Source organism: Streptomyces sp. NPDC053542, assembly GCF_044544685.1.
Taxonomy (GTDB): Bacteria; Actinomycetota; Actinomycetes; order Streptomycetales; family Streptomycetaceae; genus Streptomyces.
Window position 1 is genome coordinate 179,731 of record NZ_JBITXL010000002.1, and the last position, 17,890, is coordinate 197,620.

The following is a 17,890-nucleotide window of genomic DNA, read 5'->3' on the forward strand; positions in this document are numbered from 1 at the left end:
CAGCATGACCACGGGTACGCAACGGCGGGTCCTCGTCCTGGGCGGGGGAACGGCCGGCCTGCTGACGGCACACGTCCTGGCGGAGTACGCGGACTCGGTGACCGTACTGGAACGCGACGCGCTGCCACCGGGCCCGGAACACCGCCCCGGCGTGCCGCAGGGCCACCACCTCCACGTCGTACTGCCCGGCGGACAGCGGGCCCTGGACGAGCTGCTGCCCGGAGTGGTCCGGGAACTGTGCGCGCACGGGGCCTTCCGGATCGGTGTCCCGCGGGACGCGGTGCTGTGGTCGGCCGGCAGCTGGGCGCGCCGCTTCCCGGCCACCATGCACCTCCTTTCCTGTACGCGGCCGCTGCTCGACTGGGTCGTGCGCGAACGCGTGCGCAAGCACCGGCGGATCCGCCTCGTGGAGCGGACCGCGGCCGTCGCGTTGCTGGGCGACGCGACGCGCGTGAGCGGGGTGCGGGCAGCGCCTCGCGACACGGTTCCGCGAGACCCGTACGATCTGCGCGCGGCCCTGGTCGTCGATGCCACCGGGCGCTCCTCCGCGGCACCGGAGTGGCTGGCCGCGCTCGGCCGCGCCGCCCCGCCCGCCGAATGCGTGGACCCCGGGCTCGCCTACACCACACTGCAGTACAAGGGAGCGCCGGGGAATGACTCCCCGTACCAGGGCGTGCACATCCAGCCCGACCGGGACCATCCGCGCGGTGCCGCGCTCTTTCCGGTGGAAGCCGACCGCTGGCTGCTGACCGTCTACGGTATGCGCGGCCACGAACCGCCCACCGACGAGGCCGGTGTGCTGCGTTTCCTGGGCGGCCTGCCGGACCCGGTACTGCACGAGTGGGCGCGGCGCAACGGACCGGCGGCGCCGCCCCGCGGCTTCCGGGCCACGGCCAATCGCAGGTACCTGTACGAGCGTGCCGGCACAGCGCCGGCCGGCTTCCTCGCCGTGGGCGACGCCTGCTGCACCTTCAACCCCATCTACGCACAGGGCGTTTCGGTCGCGGCCCTCCAGGCCGTCGCCCTGCGCGCCGCCCTCTCCCGCAGTCGGCCGCGCGGGCGGACCACCACCCGTACGCTCCAGCGCGTACTGTCGACCGCCTCCCGTCCCGCCTGGCAACTGGCGACAGGAGCCGATCTACAGTATCCAGCGACCACGGGCAACCGCCCCGGCGTCACGGCCCTCCCCCAGCAGTGGTACCTCGACCGCATCCTGGCGCGGGCCAACGGCAACCGCGTGATCGGCGACGCGTTCCGCGACGTCATCGGACTCACCGCACCGCCGGCCCGGCTGTTCACCCCCAAGGTCGCGGCGGCCGCGCTCTTCGCCCCCGTACCGCAGGCCCTCACCGCACTCCCCCTGCACGCAGAGCCGTAAGGAGCACAATGTGACCAGCGTTGCTGTGATCGGGCTCGGCTACACGGGCCTTCCCCTCGCGCGCGAGGCGTGCCGCGCCGGAATGCGGGTCGTCGGCATCGACGAGAACCCCTCGTTGACCGATGCGCTGATGTCCGGCCGCTCCCATCTCCCCGATGTCACGGACGGCGATCTCACCGCCATGCTGGCCGCCGGGTTCCGGGCCTCCACCGACGTGAGCCTGCTGGCGGAGACCTCGGTGGCCGTGATCTGCGTACCCACTCCGCTGGGCGGGACGGGGCAGCCCGACCTGTCCCACGTCCGCCGGGCCGCCACCGCGCTGGGCGACCACCTCAAGCCGGGCAGTCTGCTCGTCCTGGAGTCCACCTCCTTCCCCGGCACCACGGACGACGTGGTCCGCAGAGCCGTGGAGCGGGCTTCCGGACTCACCGCCGGCACGGACTTCTCCCTCGCGTTCTCGCCGGAACGCATCGACCCGGGCAACGAAACGTTCGGCGTACGCAACACCCCCCGCGTCGTCGGCGGGTACACCCAACGGTGCACAACAGTCGCGGCCGAGTTCTTCCGGCAGCTCTGCGACGAGGTCGTGGAGGCCGCCTCAGCGCGCGAGGCCGAGCTGGCGAAGCTGCTGGAAAACACCTACCGCAGCGTGAACATCGCGCTGGTCAACGAGTTGGCGGTCACGGCGAGGTCGCTCGGCGTCAACGTCTGGGACGCCATCGACTGCGCACGCACCAAACCCTTCGGCTTCCAGTCCTTCCGCCCCGGCCCGGGCGTGGGCGGACACTGCATCCCCGTCGACCCCGCCTACCTCACCCACTGGGCACGCGACGCCGGAGCCCCGCTACGCCTGACCGAACTGGCACAACAGATCAACGCCGACATGCCCACCCACGTCGCCCACCGCGCCGAGACCCTGCTGCGCCACGCGGGAAAGCCTCTCCGCAACGCGCACATCCTCCTCATCGGAGTGACCTACAAACCCAACAGCCCGGACCTCCGCGCCACCCCGGCCGCCCCGCTCCTCCACCTCCTGCGCAACGCCGGCGCGCACGTGAAGTACCACGACCCGCTCGTCGACGCCTGGGCCCCGGACGGCGAACTGGTGGACCGGACCACCGACGTACTCTCCGCCGCCACCGCCGCCGATCTCACCATCCTCCTCCAGGACCACCGCACCATCCCGGTCGACGACCTCCCCGCGCACTCCCCCTTGCTCCTGGACACCCGGGGGCGGCTGCGGGGGACGGGGGCGCATCAACTGTGAAGGGTGGCGGCCTCGGCGCTGCGGGGGAACATGGCCTGCTCGTATGCGGTGAGCGCGGCCTCGGTGTCGTCGGGGTGTGCGGCGAGGGCCTTGCCGAGTTCGGCGCCGTCGAGCATGGCCAGGTTGGCGCCTTCGCCGTTCGGGGCGGAGAGGTGGGCGGCGTCGCCGAGCAGGGTCACGCCCGGCACGCGGTCCCACCGGTGCCCGGTCGGCAGGGCGTAGAGGGGGCGCAGGACCGGCGCGGTGTCGGCGTCGGTGATCAGCGCGGTGAGTTCCGGCGCCCAGCCGTTGAATTCCCGCGCGATCCGCGCGGTGGCCGCGGCTCCATCGGTGAAATCGATGGCGGCGAACCAGTCCTGCGGCTCGGACAGCCCCATGTAGGCGTGCAGTGTGTCGCCCTTTTCCCGGTGAGCGAAGATCTCCCTGCCCGGCGTGACCACGATCATCGACCCGCCGCCGACCGTCTTCGCGGCGGCCGGGTGCCGGGTGCCGGAGTCGAAGAGGTAGGTCTCGACGACCGACTTGCCGGTGTACTCGGGCGTCGCGGCGGAGAGCAGCGGCCGGACCCGTGACCACGCGCCGTCCGCGCCGACCAGCAGGCTCGTGACGAGGGTGCCGCCGTCGGCGAACGTCACCTCGTGGCGCCCCTCGCCGAGGGTGCGGGTGCCGCTGACCTTGTGCCCCCACCGGACGGTGCCGGCCGGGAGCGAGTCGAGCAGGATCTGCCGCAGCTCACCGCGCTGCACCTCGGGGCGTCCCCCCGTGCCGTCGTCGGCCTTGTCGAACAGGACGGTCCCGTCCGGGTCGAGGATCCGCATTGCCTGGCGGCCTTCGAGGATGAGGCCACGGAACTCGTCCATCAAGTCGGCTGCTTCTAGTGCGAGTTGGCCGTTGTAGTCGTGGATGTCGAGCATCCCGCCCTGCGGTCGCGCATGCGGGGAGGGCTCCGCCTCGTAGACGGTGGACGGTATTCCGTGGACGTGCAGGACGCGGGCGAGCGTGAGGCCGCCGAGACCGGCGCCGATGATCGTGATGTCAGTGGCCATGGGGGCTTCCTTCCGGGTCGTGGAGCTGGTGACCGGTGCCGTTGGTGATCGGCACCGGCCGGTTCCACTCTCCCGGCAGCCATCGACAGAGCACCGACAGAGCGCTGGCAGAGCCCGCCCACCGCCGACAATCAACTGACACTGCCGACAACCAACCGACACCGGAGCCCGGCCCCGGAGCCGCCCAGGGTGAGGCCGACCAGGTGGCGGACTCAGTGGCGGACTCAGGGGGCGTGCGCGGCTCGTCGCCGCGGCCACCCGCGGCCACCCGCGGTCACCGGCCCGGGGCCGGGTTCGCGAGCGCCGTGGTGGCGCAGTAGCCGATGGGGCCTGCGGTGTCGTACAGGGTGCAGTGGCCGACGGCGATGCCGTCCTCCGCGGTGTGTGCCGTGGCTTCCAGCCCGACCTCGTCGCTGAGCGGCAGCCGGCTCAGGCACAGGGTGTAGTCGGCGTTGATGTAGCCCAGGCCCTCATCGCTCGCATGGGCCAGCGGGCTGGCGGTGTCCCCGGCGAGTGCGACGCGCACGAGGGGCGACAGGGCCTCCCCGGCGACGAGGGGGTGGCGCTCGCGGATCCAGATCCGGCGCCGCCCCTGGCCCTGCCACTCCCGCACCGGCCGCAACTCCTCGTCGAACCGCCAGAATCCGGTCTTCTCCCCGTGCGGGGAGCGCAGTTCGTCCGGCGGGGGCGCGTCCCACGGGCCGGTCGAGGGGATCCGGCCGGGCGGCGGGGCGCTGGTGCGCAGCAGCACGGCACGTACCTGTACCACCGGTGTGCCGTCGGCGTGGACGACCGCGTCCGCGACGCGGATGCGCCGGCCCTCGCGCACCCGGCTCGTCTCGACCCGGACGGGGGCCTTGGGAGCGGCGCGGAACATGTCGACGGTGAGCCGGGCGAAGTGCAGCCCCTCGGCGGCGTGTTCGCGCTCCAGGGCCCGGGCCGCCAGGCCGCCGAGGAGACGGCTGTGCACCGTGCCGGGCACCCACCAGCCGCGGGCGTGCGGCGCGGGGACGAGGGTGTCGTGGTGGCGGGGATCGGGTGTGAAGTACGCCGTCCCTTCTTCGGTCTGGGCCACGGTTACCCCTTCCGGATCGTGCGGGTGCCGTACAGACAGCGCCGTACAGCCGTGGTGTTCAGCGGATGCCGAGCGGATCGAGTCTGCGGATGAGGGTGAGGGTCGTTTCGGTCAGCGCGTCGGCGTCGCGCTTGCGTGAGCAGGCGGCGATCTCCCGGCCGGCCTCGCCGGTGATCGAGGTCATCAGGCTCACGACGAGCCGGTCGGCGGGGGCGTCGCCCGCCTTGAGCAGAATGGCGTTCTGCCGGACCCACTCCCGGCCGCGCGCCCGGCGCATCAGTGTGAAGCCGGGCGGGGCGTCGCCGTCCATCCACAGCCGGACCAGGTCGCGCCGGCGCCAGCAGTCCTCCAGGAACGACCGGGTGCCGACGAGGAAGAGCTCCAGCGGGTCCGACTCCCCGGCCTTGCGGGCCCGTGCCACGGCGTCGGCGGCGTTGCGTTCGCGGCTGCTCTCGTAGTCGTCCCAGACGGCCACGAACAGCTCCGTCTTGCCGCCGAAGTGGTGGTAGAGGCTGCCCACGCTGGAGCCGGCCCGGCGCACCACGGCCGCGACGCTCGCCTCGGTGAAGCCCTGTTCGCAGAAGACCTCACGGGCGGCGTCGAGGAGCTCTCTGCGCGTCTGCGCCGTACGGCTCCACTGCCATGCGCCCTCCTTGGCCGGGCGCTGCTCCGCCTTGCGCGGCATCGGATCGTCCCCGCCTTCCGGAGTGCGTGCCACAAGTGAGTACTACAAGTGAGTGCCACAAGTGTGTGCCAAAACAGAATCAGATTTTAGAACTGTGCCCCGGCCGGCGCCATACCCAAGACAGAGCCCGTACCGCCTATTGACCGCCCGCAGCGGCGCATGCACATTGAGCCCATTCCTAGATTTCTGTTCTAGGAAGAGTGTGTGCACGCCCCAGCGCCCTGGACGGGCCGGTGCGTGCCCAGCGGCAGGAAGGGACAGACGATGGTCGACTTCTCGCTATCCACCGAAGAGCGCCAGATCCGGGACACCGTCCGGGCGTTCATCACCAAGGAGGTGATGCCGCTGGAGCAGGAGGTGCTGCGCAACGAGCGTGCGGGGCGGCCGGGCGTCGCCCCGGAGGTCATCGCCGAACTCCGCGCCAAGGCCCGCAGGTCGGGCTTCTGGGGTGTCAACACCCCGGAGGAGTACGGGGGTATGGACCTCGGCGCCGTGATGTCGGCGATCATCGCCATGGAGACCGGCCGGACCTTCGTCCCCTTCAGCTTCGGCGGCAGTGCCGACAACATCCTCTATGCCTGCACCGACGAGCAGAAGCGGCAGTACCTCCTGCCCACCATCGAGGGTGAGCGGCGTTCCTGCTTCGCCATCACCGAGCCCGGCGCCGGCTCCGACGCCCGCAACATCCGCACCCGCGCCGTGCGCGACGGCGACGACTGGCTGATCACCGGCGAGAAGACCTTCATCACCGGGGGCAACGAGGCCGACTTCGTGATGGTGTTCGCGGTCACCGACCCGGACAAGGGCGCCGACGGCGGCGTCACCTGCTTCCTCGTCGACCGCGACATGGGCTGGAAGTCCGAGCCGATCGCGACCATGGGCCAGTGGGGCCCGGCCTCGCTCGTCTTCGACGAGGTACGCGTGCCCGGCCGCAACGTCCTCGGCGAGGTCGGCAAGGGGTTCGCGCTCGCCATGCGGTGGATCGGCCAGGGCCGCTACCTCATCCCGGCCCGCGCGATCGGCTCCGCCGAGCGGATGCTGCAAATGGCGATCGACTACGCCCCGACCCGGCACTCCATGGGCCGGCCCATCGCCGACTACCAGGCGATCCAGTGGCAGATAGCCGACTCCCAGGTGGAGATCGAGTCCGCGAAGTGGCTCACCCTCTACGCCGCCTGGCGGGTCCAGCAGGGCCTCGACGCCCGGCACGCCTCCTCCATCGCCAAGCTCAACGGTGCCGTGATGGCCAACCAGGTCGTCGACCGGGTCCTGCAGATCCACGGCGGCATGGGCTACACCAAGGAGCTGCCCATCGAGCGCTGGTACCGCGAGCTGCGGCTGCTGCGGATCTTCGAGGGCACCGACGAGATCCAGCGGCGCACCATCGCCCGCAACCTCCTCAAGGGCCATGTGCGGCTGGGAGGCATCGGCGAATGAGCCCACGGCGCCGCGCGGCGATCGTCGGCGTCGCCGAGTCCGACCTCGGCAGGACGCCGCACCTGACGGTCCTCTCCCAGCAGGCGCAGGCCAGTAGAGCGGCGCTCGCCGAGGCGGGCCTGTCACCCGGCGACGTGGACGGGCTGTTCACGGCGGGGAACTGGTCCTGGGCCCCGGCCCTGACGCTCGCCGAGTACCTCGGTATGCACCCCGACCACCTCGACGGCACCAACATCGGCGGCTCCTCCTTCGAAGCCCACCTCGGTCACGCGACGGCGGCGATCGAGGCCGGACTCATCGACGTCGCGCTGATCACGTACGGGAGTACCCAGCGCAGCGACCGCTCGCGCGGACGTCCGCGGCCCGCGACGCTGACCGAGCAGTACGAGCAGCCGTTCGGCCTGCCGCAGCCCGTGGGCGCGTACGCACTCGCCGCCGCGCGCTACCTGTACGAGTACGGCGTGACCAGCGAGGAGCTGGCCGAGGTGGCCGTGAGCGCGCGGCAGTGGGCGGCCCTCAACCCGCGTGCGTACTACCGCGACCCGATCACCGTCGACGATGTCCTCGCCTCGCCGCTGATCGCCGAGCCACTGCACAAGCTCGACTGCTGCCTGGTCACCGATGGCGGCGGTGCGGTCGTGGTCGCCGCGGAGGACCGCTGGCAGGACGTGGCGACCCGCCCCGTCGTCGTCCGCGGCCACGCCGAGACCACCACCCACGCATCGATCTCTCAGATGCCGGACCTCACCGTCACCGGGGCCGCCCGCACCGGGCCCCTCGCACTGCGACGCGCCGGGATCACCCACGCCGATGTGGACCTGCTGGCGGTCTACGACTCCTTCACCATCACGGTGCTGCTCACTTTGGAGTCGTTGGGTTTCTGCAAGCCCGGCGAGGGCGGCCGCTTCGTCGCGGACGGCCGCACGGCACCCGGCGGCGAGCTGCCGATGAACACCAACGGCGGCGGCCTCTCGTACACCCACCCCGGCATGTACGGGATCTTCCTGCTCATCGAGGCCACCCGGCAGCTGCGCCACGACTACCGGGAGCAGCCGGGCCGCCAGGTCGACGGGGCGGAGCTGGCCCTCGTCCACGGCACCGGAGGCGTGCTCTCGTCCACCTCGACCGTCGTCCTCTCCAGGAGCTGAGGAGCATGCCGGATCTGCCGCCCCTTGTCATCGACGCGGAATCCAAGCCGTTCTGGGACGGTGTCGCGGTGGGCGAGCTGCGCCTGCAACGCTGCCGCGACTGCGCGCGTGCCGTCTTTCCCGCGCGGATCGTCTGCCCGCACTGCTTCGGCGAGGGGCTGGAGCCCCTGCTCGCGGCCGGCACCGGGACGGTGTACTCCAAGACCGTCGTCCACCGCGCCTTCGGGGCCTTCGCGGAGCGGACCCCGTTCACCATCGCTCTGATCGACCTCGACGAGGGAGTCCGGATGATGTCCAGGATCGTGGGCGAGACACCGGTGGCGATCGGCGACCGCGTACGCCTGCGGGTGACGCGGCTCGACGACGCGCCCGATGCGCCCCAACTTCCCTGTTTTTACGCGGAGGTCGGGGCATGACGGCCGGCGTGCGGCCCGGCAGAGCCACCTCGCTGCGGGGCCTGTTCGCCCCGCGGTCGATCGCGCTCGTCGGGGCGACCGACAAGTCCGGCTGGTCGCTGAGCACTTACCAGAACCTGCTCGGCCAGGGCTTCACCGGCCCCGTCCACCTCGTCAATCCCCGCGCACCCGAGGTGCACGGCCGCCCGGCGCACAAGAGCCTGAGCGCCATCGGCGAGCCGGTCGACCTGGCGTACGTCATGGTGCCGACACCGGCCGTGCTCGATGTGCTGCGCGAGGGCGCCGAGCTCGGCATCCGCAACTACGTCGTGCTCACCGCCGGGTTCGGCGAGACCGGCGCCGAAGGACGCAGGCGCGAGGAGGACCTGCACGCCTTCGTCTGGGAGAACGGCCTCAATGTGCTGGGGCCGAACGGGAACGGTTACGTCAACGCGGCCGCCGGCATCACCCCGTACGGCCTCGCCATCACCCAGCCGCCGCCGGCCGGGCCGGTCGGCGTGGTGCTGCAGAGCGGGGCGCTCGCCAGCGCCGTGCTCACCTTCATGCACGCCCGCAACGTCGGCCTGAGCCTGCTCACGTCGATGGGCAACGAGATGTCGCTCAGCGTCACGGACGTCGTCGACCACCTGGTCGACGATCCGGCGACCGAGGTCATCGCCCTCTTCCTCGAAACGGTGCGCCGCCCCGACGAGTTCGCCCGGGTCGCCCGCCGCGCGGCCGGGGCGGGCAAGCCGATCGTCGTGCTGAAGATCGGCGCCAGCCGCCTCGCCTCCCGTACGGCTCAGGCGCACACCGGTGCGCTCGTCGGCGACGACCGCGTCGTCGACGCTGCGTTCCGGCGGCTCGGCGTCCTCCGCGTCCACTCACTGGAGGAGCTGATCCTCACCGCCGGGCTGCTGGCGCACACCGGCCCGCTGCCGGGCGGACGGCTCGGCGTGGTCACCCCCTCCGGCGGTGCCTGCGAGATCATCGCCGACCGCGCCGAGCAGGAGGGGCTGGAGATCCCGCCGTTCGCGCCCGAGACCACGGCCCGGCTCAAGGAGGCCGTGCCGGACTTCGCCACGGTACAGAATCCGCTCGATGTGACCGGGTACGTACTGGTCGACCGCACCCTCCTCGCCCGCGCGCTGGAAACCGTCGCCGCCGATCCCGGCATCGACGCGGTGCTCGCGCTCGCCGACCTGCCCCGCGTTCCACCGGCCGACCCCGAGGCGGCCCGCGCGTACTTCGGGGCTTTCGCCGACCGTATACGGAATACCGACAAGCCGGTCGTGGTCAGCGGCAATGTACTCACCGACGTCACCGAGACCGGCCGCCGGCTGCAGGCGGAGACCGGCTTCCCGTACCTCGCCGGCGGGATCGACCACGCCATGAAGGCGCTGGGCGCGGCTGTGCGCTGGTCCCGGTCGCTGCCCGACGTGCTCCGCGCGGAGCCGCCCGCGCCCGCACCGGCGGACGTCACTCCCGGGCAGCCCGGGGAGGCATGGACGGAGCACCGGGCCGCGCAGCTCCTCGCCGATCACGGGATAGCCGTCGTCCCGTCCGCTCTCGCCGCCGACGAGCACGAAGCGGTCGCCGCCGCCGAGCGCCTGGGCTACCCCGTCGTCCTCAAGGCGGCGGCCGACGGCCTGCAGCACAAGAGCGACATCGGCGGCGTCCGGCTGGGCCTCGCCGGGCCCGATGCCGTACGCAACGCCTTCCGGGACGTGCGCGAGGCCCTCCGGCGCAGTGGTTATGAGGCCGCCCCGGCCGTCCTCGTCCAGCCGCAGCGGACGGGCGGGACGGAACTCCTCGTCGGCATCGTCCGCGACCCGACCTGGGGCCTCACCCTCGCCGTCGGACTCGGCGGCATCTGGGTCGAGGTCCTCGCGGACTCGGCGCTGCGCCTGCTGCCCGTCACGCCGGCGGACGTCCGGAGCGCCCTGGGCGAGCTGCGCGGAGCACGACTGCTCGAGGGCGCGCGCGGCACCGAACCCGCCGACCTCGACGCCGTCGCCGAGGTGGTGGTACGGATCGGCGAGCTCGCCAGGTCGATGGGCCCCCGCCTGGAGTCGCTCGAGGTCAACCCCCTGTGGATCCGCGGTTCACGGGTGGAGGCGCTGGACGCGCTGGTCACCTGGGCCTGAACCGGCCGCGTACCCCGCACCCGGCACACCCTCGTCACCCACCGAGGCGTTCTCGGAGGCCCCTTCACGGAAAGGGCGGGCAGAGCAATGAACCTCTTCCACGTGCGCGAACTCGACGAGTACCCGACCAGCGGCCGGCGGATGCGCATCCTCGCCATGGCGGTACTCGCCGTCCTGATCGCTTCCTACGAGGGGCAGATCGCCCCGGTGGTGCCGCTGCTCCTCGAAGACCTGGACATCTCGCTGAGCACCTACGGCGCGGTCTCGGCGACGGCACTCGTCGCCGGGGCCGTCGCCTCGGTGGTGGGCGGGCGGCTCACGGACGCGGTGGGCCGGGTCCGGCTGATCGTGCCCCTGCTGATGGCCACCGCGGTGTGCTGCTTCCTGATGACCACGGTCCACTCCCCCGGTCAACTCCTCGCCGTGCGGGCCGTGTTGTCCGTCGTCGACGGCATGGCCATGGCCGGTACCGCGCCACTCGTCCGGGACTTCTCACCGCGGATGGGCCGTGCACAGGCATTCGGCTTCTGGACCTGGGGGCCGGTCGGGGCGAGCTTCCTGGCCGCGACGGTCGCAAGCCTCACACTGCCGCTCTTCCACGACTCCTGGCGTTCCCAGTTCGTCATCATGGGAGTGGTCTCGATCGTCCTCTCCGTGGTGATCGCCTTCAACATCGCGGACCTGTCGCCCGGACTCCGGGCACGCATCGTCCGGTCCGAGCGGGACGCGGTGAGCCGGGCAGCGGACCACTCCGCGCCGCCCCGCGCCCGCGACCTGTTCGCCCAACGCGCCATCTGGGCACACGTGGTGGGCATCTCCTGCTGGCTCGTGCTGTACATCACGCTCACCCTCTACGGGCAGACGATGCTCGCGGAGAGCTTCCACCTGGAGGCCGCGAGAGCCTCCCAGGTCATGTCGGCGTTCTGGGTACTGAACATCCTCACGCTCATCGTCGCCGGCCGCGTCTCGGACCGGCTGCAGCTGCGCAAGCCACTGTGCGTGGCCGGCACCGCGGCAGCCGCGGTCCTCGCCGGATACCTCGCGAGCCTCATCGGGCGTGAGGACGTCCCGCATTGGCACATCGCCGTCACCGGCGCGCTCATCGGCGGCGCCATGGGCTGCGCCTACGGGCCGTGGATGGCGAACTTCTCGGAGAACGCCGAGGACATCGACCCACGGCTGCAGGGCACCGCCTGGGGAGTGTTCAGCTTCCTGACCAAGGTCATGGCCGTCCTGGTGCTGCTGGTGGTCCCCCACGTGGTCGAGGCGTCCGGCTGGCGGGCCTGGCTGTTCGTCGCGGTGTGCTGCATGGCCCTCTTCGTACCCGCGTCCCTGCTCTTCCGCGGACCGTGGCGCCGCCCGAAGACGGCGCCCCACCCCCTGCACACCGCGACCACCGAACCTCCCGCCGCGCCGGCCCGCCCCGGCGCCACGGACTGACCTCGTCAGTACGCGATGCGGTCGGCCTTGGCCAGCCACGCGTCGAACGGCGCCGTGCGGTTGGGCAGGTCCAGCCGCTGGACCTCCATGGGCCACGACGAGGACGGCTTCTTCTCGAACAGGTCGTAGAACTTGCGGTCGTCGAAACCGGCCACCGCGGCGTCGTGCCGGTCGGCTGCATACACAATGCGGTCGACGCGCGCCCACAGCGAGGAGGACAGACACATCGGGCACGGCTCGCACGAGGTGACCAGGGTGCAGCCTTCGAGGGAGAAGGTGTTCAGCTCCTTGCAGGCGGCACGCAGAGCGGTGACCTCGGCGTGCGCCACGGGGTCCAGGGTCGCGGTGACCTGGTTGTTGCCGGTGGCGATGACCTCGCCGCCCTTGGCGACCAGGGCGCCGAACGGGCCGCCGCCGTTGGACACGCTGGTGGTGGCCAGCAGGATCGCCTGCTGCATCCAGGTGTTCTCGAGGTCCTGGATGCCGGCTTCCTGGGCGTGAGCGGTCATGGTGGTACTCCTTCGCGGAGAGATGAGGAGGGGGTGTGGGGAGCCGGGCGTTCACGCCCGTACCGCCTCGCGACTTGACGCCAAGTACACAGCCGGCGGACAGAACCAGCCAGGCATGGAAGGCATGAAAGTGCGAGGCGGCCGAAATGCGATCTTCGTAGCTTCCCACAAGAACCGGCCGGGGCCCACGACGTGCGGAAACGCCACTGGGCCCCGCTTCAGCGCTCCTCTTCGAAGGTCCGGAGCAGGTCCGCCGCGACGCTCACCGCGATCGTGGCGGGTTCCTTGCCGGTGATGTCGGGCAGCCCGATCGGGGTCTTGATCCGGTCGATGGCGGCATCGTCGTGGCCGCCCTCGGTGGCCAGGCGCTTGCGGAACCGCGCCCATTTGGCGGCCGAGCCGATCAGCCCGATCGAGCCGAGACCGGTGGTGCGCAAGGCGGCGTCGCACAGTGCGGCGTCCTCGGCGTGATCGTGCGTCATGATCAGGATGTGGGTGCCGGGTGCCAGCTCCTCCAGCACCTCCTCCGGCAGCAGCGGGGTGTGGTGCACATGCACCTCCGCCACCGCGTCCGAGAGCGGCGCCAGCCGCTCGTCGGTGAGCATGTCGGGACGCGAGTCGATCAGGTGCAGGTCGATTTCGTGCCGGGCCAGGATGCGGGCCAGTTCGAAGCCGACGTGTCCGACGCCGAAGACCGCGACCGCCGGGACCACCGGCAGCGGCTCCAGCAGTACGGAGACGGTGCCGCCGCAGCACTGCACGCCGTGCTGGTTGCTGACCTTGTCGTTGAGGGCGAAATCCATCAGCTCCGGCTCCGCCCCGGACGAACCGATCAGCTCGCGGGCCCGGTCGATCGCGACGGCCTCGATGTTGCCGCCGCCGATGGACCCCCAGGTCTCGGTCCGCCCCACCACGAGCTTGGCACCGGCCTTGCGGGGCGCATGACCGCGCACGGTCGCGACGGTCACGAGCACGCCGGTCTCCCGGCGAGCCCGCAACCGCGCGACCGCGGCAACCCACGTCATGTCAGGCATTGCTCAATGCGCTTGCCGCGTCGGCGGCCGGCTCGCCGCCTTCGTTGGTACGAGCACTGCGAGCCGCCTCGATGGCCCAGTACACGGCCTCCGGCGTGGCGGGCGAGGCGAGCTCCACGCTGACTCCGGCCGGTCCGAACGCCGCGGCGGCCTGCCGCAGCGCCTCCCGCACCGAGAACGCCAGCATCAGCGGGGGCTCACCGACCGCCTTGGAGCCGTACACCGCGCCCTCTTCGGTGGCGTTCTCCAGCAGCGTGACGTGGAACTCCTCGGGCATCTCCGAGAAGCTCGGCAGCTTGTACGTGCTCGCGGCCTGGGTCAGCAGCCGGCCGCGGTTCGGCCCGTCACTGGTGTCCCAGCGCAGGTCCTCCAGCGTCAGCCAGCCCGCGCCCTGCACGAAACCGCCCTCGACCTGACCGATGTCGATCATCGGGGACAGGCTGTCGCCGACGTCGTGCACGATGTCGACGCGGCGGATGCGGTACGCACCCGTGAAGCCGTCCACCTCGACCTCGGTCGCGGCGGCGCCGTACGCGAAGTACTTGAACGGCGAGCCGCGGAAGGACTTGGCGTCCCAGTGCAGCCCCTCGGTCCGGTAGTAGCCGGCCGCCGACAGCTGGACGCGCTGGAAGTACGCGGTGCGCACCAGGTCGTCCCAGGCCAGCTCCTTGTCGCTGCCCAGGGCGCGCGCGACGCCCTCGACGATGCGCACGTCGGAGGCGTTCGCCCCCAGCTGGCTGCCCGCCACCTGCAGCAGCCGCTCGCGCAGCTGCTCACAGGCGTTCTTGATCGCCCCGCCATTGAGGTCCGCGCCGGAACTGGCCGCGGTGGCAGAGGTGTTGGGCACCTTGTCGGTACGCGTGGGGGCCAGCCGCACCTTGTGCAGCGGGATACCCAACGTGGTCGCGGCCACCTGCAGCATCTTGGTGTGCAGGCCCTGGCCCATCTCCGTACCGCCGTGGTTGATCAGGACGGAGCCGTCCTTGTAGATCAGCACCAGCGCGCCGCCCTGGTTGAAGGCGGTGAGGTTGAAGGAGATGCCGAACTTGATGCCCGTGATCGCCAGCGCCCGCTTGGTGTTCGGGTGCGCGGCGTTGAAGGCGGCGATCTCGCGCTTGCGGTCGGCGATGCCGCCGTTCTCCTCCACCTGCTGCCAGGTGACGGCGATCCGCTCGGGGTGGTTGACCGGCTGGCCGTACGGGGTCTCCTGGCCCTGGCCAGGCTGGTAGAAGTTGCGCTTGCGCAGCTCCATCGGGTCCAGGCCGAGCTTCGGCGCGACCCGGCCGAGGATGTCCTCGATCACCAGCATGCCCTGGGGTCCGCCGAAGCCGCGGAAGGCGGTGTTGGAGACCGTGTTGGTCTTGGCGATGCGGCCGGCGACGCGCGCGTTGGGAATCCAGTACGTGTTGTCGATGTGGCACAGCGCGCGGGCCAGCACCGGCTCGGACAGGTCCAGGCTCCAGCCGCCGTCGGCGGTCAGGGTGGCGTCGAGGGCCTGGATGCGGCCCTCGGCGTCGAAGCCGATCTTCCAGGTGGCGTTGAAGCCGTGCCGCTTGCCGGACATGGTCAGGTCCTGGGTCCGGTTGAGCCGGAACCGGACCGGGCGGCCGGTGAGCTTCGCGCCGAGCGCGGCGACGGCCGCGAAGCCGTGCGGCTGCATCTCCTTGCCGCCGAAGCCGCCGCCCATCCGCAGGCACTGCACCGTCACCTCGTGGCTCGGCACACCGAGCACGTGCGAGACGATTTCCTGGGTCTCCGACGGGTGCTGGGTGCTGCTCTGGATGAACACCTGCCCGTTCTCGTCGATCTGGGCCAGCGCCGCGTGCGTCTCGAGGTAGAAGTGCTCCTGACCCGCGAAGGTGAATTCGCCGGTGAAGACGTGCGCGGACTCGGCGAAGCCGGCGTCGATGTCGCCGGTCGTCATCAGCGGCTTGGCGCCGTGGTAGCTCTCGGCCGCGATCGCGTCCTGCAGCGTGATGAGGGACGGCAGCTCGTCGAGCTCCACCTCCACGGCCGCCGCACCGAGCCGGGCCGCCTCCAGGGTCTCGCCGAGCACCCAGGCGACCGCGTGGCCGTGGAACATGACCTCGTCGGGGAAGAGCGGCTCGTCGTGCTTCATGCCGGCGTCGTTGACGCCGGGCACGTCGGCGCCGGTCAGGACGCGGACCACACCGGGCACGGCGAGCGCGGGCTCGGTGCGCAGCGCGGTGATCCGGCCGTGCGCCTTCATGACCTGGACCGGGTAGGCGTGCAGTACGTCCTTGGTGCGGTGGACCAGGTCGTCGGTGTAGAGCGCGGTACCGGTGACGTGCAGGCCGGCGCTCTCGTGTGGCATCGAAACGCCGACAACGGGCTTCTCGGGGCGCTCGGACAGATGACTCATGACGACACCGCCTCGTTGGTTTGCGCGTACAACTTGAGCAGGCTCTGGCCGAGCATCGCGGAGCGGTACTCGGCACTGGCGCGGTGATCGTTCATCGGCGTGCCCTGGGCCCGCAGCTCCCGGGCCGCGGCCTCGACGGTCTCCGTCACCCACGGCTTGCCCTCCAGGGCCGCCTCGGCGGCCAGGGCGCGGATCGGGGTGGCGGCCACGCCGCCCAGGCCGATGCGTGCCTTGCGGACGATCCCGTCCTCGATGTCGAGCGCGAAGGCGACCGCCACGCTGGAGATGTCGTCGAAGCGCCGCTTGGCGATCTTGTGGAAGGCCGTGACCGGCGACAGCGGCAGCGGGATGCGTACCGCGCGGATCAGCTCGCCCGGGCGGCGCACGCTCTGCCGGTAGCCGGTGAAGTACTCCGCCAGCGGGACCTCTCGCTCACCGTCGGCGTCGGCGAGCACCAACGACGCCTCCAGCGCGAGCAGCACCGGCGGGCTGTCACCGATCGGGGAGCCGGTCCCCAGGTTGCCACCGAGGGTCGCACCGTTGCGGATGAGCCGGGAGGCGAACTGCGGGAACAGTTCGGCCAGCAGCGGCACGCTGCCGTCAAGACGGCGCTCGATCTCGGTGAGCGTCACCGCCGCACCGATCTCGATGTGATCGGACTCGACGCGCAGCTCCCGCAGTTCGGGCAGCCGGTCGATGGCGACCACGCAACTGTCGCGCCGGGAGCGGATGTTCACCTCGACGCCGTAGTCGGTGCTTCCGGCGACCACCACGGCCTCGGGCCGCTCGCGCAGCACTCGCAGCGCTTCGGCGAGGGTGCCCGGCCGCAGGAAGGTGCTGCCGTCCTGGGTGTATTCGGTGGCAACCGGCTCGGGCGGGGACTGCTCGCGACGCTGCGCCAGCGGGTCGTCCTCGGTGGGCTGCCCGACGGCGAACGCGGCATCGCGAATCGGCCGGTAACCGGTACAACGGCACAGGTTCCCACTCAGCGAGTGCAGGTCAAAACCGTTCGGCCCGTGCTCGGAGTCACCGCCATCGACCGAGTCCGCGTCTGCGTCCGCATCCGTCTGCGCGTGCGCACAACGGTCGGGCCGGTAGTACTCCGCAGCCATGCTGCAGATGAACCCCGGTGTGCAGTAACCGCATTGGGAGCCGCCGCAGACGGCCATCTCCTCCTGCACCGGGTGCAGCGTGGGCGGCGTGCCGGGCTCGCCGGCGGTGGCGAGACCTTCGGAGGTGATGACCTCCTGGCCGTCGAGCGCCGCGGCCGGGACGAGGCAGGCGTTGACCGCCACCCAGTCGGTGGGCTTGTTGACCCCGGGACGGGCCACCAGGACCGAACAGGCGCCGCACTCACCCTCGGCGCAGCCCTCCTTGGTGCCGGTGAGGCCACGCTCGCGCAGAAAATCCAGCACCGTGGTGTGGGGCGCGGCCGGTGAGAGCGGTGTTTCCTTACCGTTGACCGTGATCCGCGCCGCTACCATGGCAGATCCTCATTTCGGTGCGCGGTCGACATGATTGTCCTAGTCGCCATTTCAGGAGCTTTCTCTTTTTTGATGGCACAGCTCAAGAACCCGCGGCACGCATGGGAGCAGTCCGAGACCCGCAGCGGAAGCCGGTGCGGTCCGGGAGTGCGCAGCGCGCATCAGCACGCAACGACGTGCCGCAGGCAGTGACAGACGGAAAGTGCCGGGGCCACTAACGGGCACGCCGGGAAAAGGGCTGCTCAGCAGCCGTGTGCAACACGACCCGGGACCCAAGCGGTCCGGTGAGCGAGGCGATGCAGATCGAAGATGGCAGACATCCGACTGCGCCTCCTTCCAACAGCTCACGAGTCGGTGTGTTCGAAGCTACGTTGCGCCAGATCCCCCGGTCAAGACCCGATGACGGTTTTACCGGGCCGGCGGGGCGGGGCCGGTGGCGAGAGGGTCGCCGAGCCGGGGCCG

General features: G+C 71.3%; 14 protein-coding genes. 7 read left to right on the top strand and 7 right to left on the bottom strand.

The window, feature by feature from the left end; all coding sequences use genetic code 11:
- Positions 1-4 precede the first annotated feature (4 nt).
- Positions 5-1,378 carry an NAD(P)/FAD-dependent oxidoreductase gene (locus tag ACIGXO_RS05065; protein ID WP_399780426.1) on the top strand — a complete coding sequence of 458 codons (1,374 nt, stop codon included), beginning with the start codon at positions 5-7 and terminating at the stop codon, positions 1,376-1,378.
- 10 nt (positions 1,379-1,388) lie between these two features.
- Positions 1,389-2,645: a nucleotide sugar dehydrogenase gene (locus tag ACIGXO_RS05070; protein ID WP_399780429.1), complete on the top strand. Its 1,257-nt coding sequence runs from the start codon at positions 1,389-1,391 to the stop codon at positions 2,643-2,645.
- Here ACIGXO_RS05070 and ACIGXO_RS05075 read toward each other — a convergent pair.
- From ACIGXO_RS05075 to ACIGXO_RS05085, 3 genes are all read right to left on the bottom strand, one after another.
- Positions 2,636-3,691 carry an FAD-dependent oxidoreductase gene (locus tag ACIGXO_RS05075; RefSeq protein ID WP_399780432.1) on the bottom strand — a complete coding sequence of 352 codons (1,056 nt, stop codon included), beginning with the start codon at positions 3,689-3,691 and terminating at the stop codon, positions 2,636-2,638. The genes ACIGXO_RS05070 and ACIGXO_RS05075 overlap by 10 nt on opposite strands.
- Positions 3,692-3,965: 274 nt before the next feature.
- Positions 3,966-4,766: a thioesterase family protein gene (locus ACIGXO_RS05080; RefSeq protein ID WP_399780434.1), complete on the bottom strand. Its 801-nt coding sequence runs from the start codon at positions 4,764-4,766 to the stop codon at positions 3,966-3,968.
- A gap of 58 nt (positions 4,767-4,824) precedes the next feature.
- Positions 4,825-5,484, bottom strand: a complete 660-nt coding sequence (locus ACIGXO_RS05085; protein ID WP_399780437.1) for a TetR/AcrR family transcriptional regulator — start codon at positions 5,482-5,484, stop codon at positions 4,825-4,827.
- Positions 5,485-5,688: 204 nt separating this feature from the next.
- Here ACIGXO_RS05085 and ACIGXO_RS05090 point away from each other — a divergent pair, with 204 nt between their 5' ends.
- The 5 genes from ACIGXO_RS05090 (at position 5,689) to ACIGXO_RS05110 (ending at position 12,018) form a co-directional block, all read left to right on the top strand.
- Positions 5,689-6,888 (top strand): acyl-CoA dehydrogenase family protein, encoded by a 1,200-nt coding sequence (locus ACIGXO_RS05090; RefSeq protein ID WP_399780439.1) that lies wholly within the window; start codon positions 5,689-5,691, stop codon positions 6,886-6,888.
- Entirely contained in the window at positions 6,885-8,036 is a 1,152-nt protein-coding gene (locus tag ACIGXO_RS05095; protein WP_399780443.1) for an acetyl-CoA acetyltransferase, read from the top strand. Before ACIGXO_RS05090 ends, ACIGXO_RS05095 begins: the two co-directional genes overlap by 4 nt.
- 5 nt (positions 8,037-8,041) lie before the next feature.
- Complete coding sequence (locus ACIGXO_RS05100) at positions 8,042-8,452, top strand: Zn-ribbon domain-containing OB-fold protein (protein ID WP_399780445.1); 411 nt, start codon at positions 8,042-8,044, stop codon at positions 8,450-8,452.
- Positions 8,449-10,578, top strand: coding sequence for an acetate--CoA ligase family protein (locus ACIGXO_RS05105; protein WP_399780447.1), 2,130 nt, complete (start codon positions 8,449-8,451; stop codon positions 10,576-10,578). Before ACIGXO_RS05100 ends, ACIGXO_RS05105 begins: the two co-directional genes overlap by 4 nt.
- 87 nt (positions 10,579-10,665) lie before the next feature.
- Positions 10,666-12,018, top strand: coding sequence for an MFS transporter (locus ACIGXO_RS05110; protein WP_399780450.1), 1,353 nt, complete (start codon positions 10,666-10,668; stop codon positions 12,016-12,018).
- A 5-nt stretch (positions 12,019-12,023) separates the two neighbouring features.
- Here the strand turns inward: ACIGXO_RS05110 and ACIGXO_RS05115 are convergent, their stop codons facing one another.
- From ACIGXO_RS05115 to ACIGXO_RS05130, 4 genes are all read right to left on the bottom strand, one after another.
- The gene (locus ACIGXO_RS05115) at positions 12,024-12,527 is read right to left on the bottom strand and encodes a nucleoside deaminase (protein ID WP_399780453.1); all 504 of its coding nucleotides are present in this window, start codon (positions 12,525-12,527) and stop codon (positions 12,024-12,026) included.
- Between the two features lie 218 nt (positions 12,528-12,745).
- A complete protein-coding gene (gene xdhC, locus ACIGXO_RS05120; protein WP_399780456.1) occupies positions 12,746-13,552 on the bottom strand; it encodes a xanthine dehydrogenase accessory protein XdhC in 807 nt (268 codons plus the stop codon).
- A 1-nt stretch (position 13,553) separates the two neighbouring features.
- Positions 13,554-15,944, bottom strand: coding sequence for a xanthine dehydrogenase molybdopterin binding subunit (xdhB, locus tag ACIGXO_RS05125; RefSeq protein ID WP_399780459.1), 2,391 nt, complete (start codon positions 15,942-15,944; stop codon positions 13,554-13,556).
- Positions 15,941-17,428 (bottom strand): xanthine dehydrogenase small subunit, encoded by a 1,488-nt coding sequence (locus tag ACIGXO_RS05130; RefSeq protein ID WP_399780462.1) that lies wholly within the window; start codon positions 17,426-17,428, stop codon positions 15,941-15,943. The genes xdhB and ACIGXO_RS05130 overlap by 4 nt, the downstream gene beginning before the upstream one ends.
- Between the last annotated feature and the right edge of the window lie 462 nt (positions 17,429-17,890).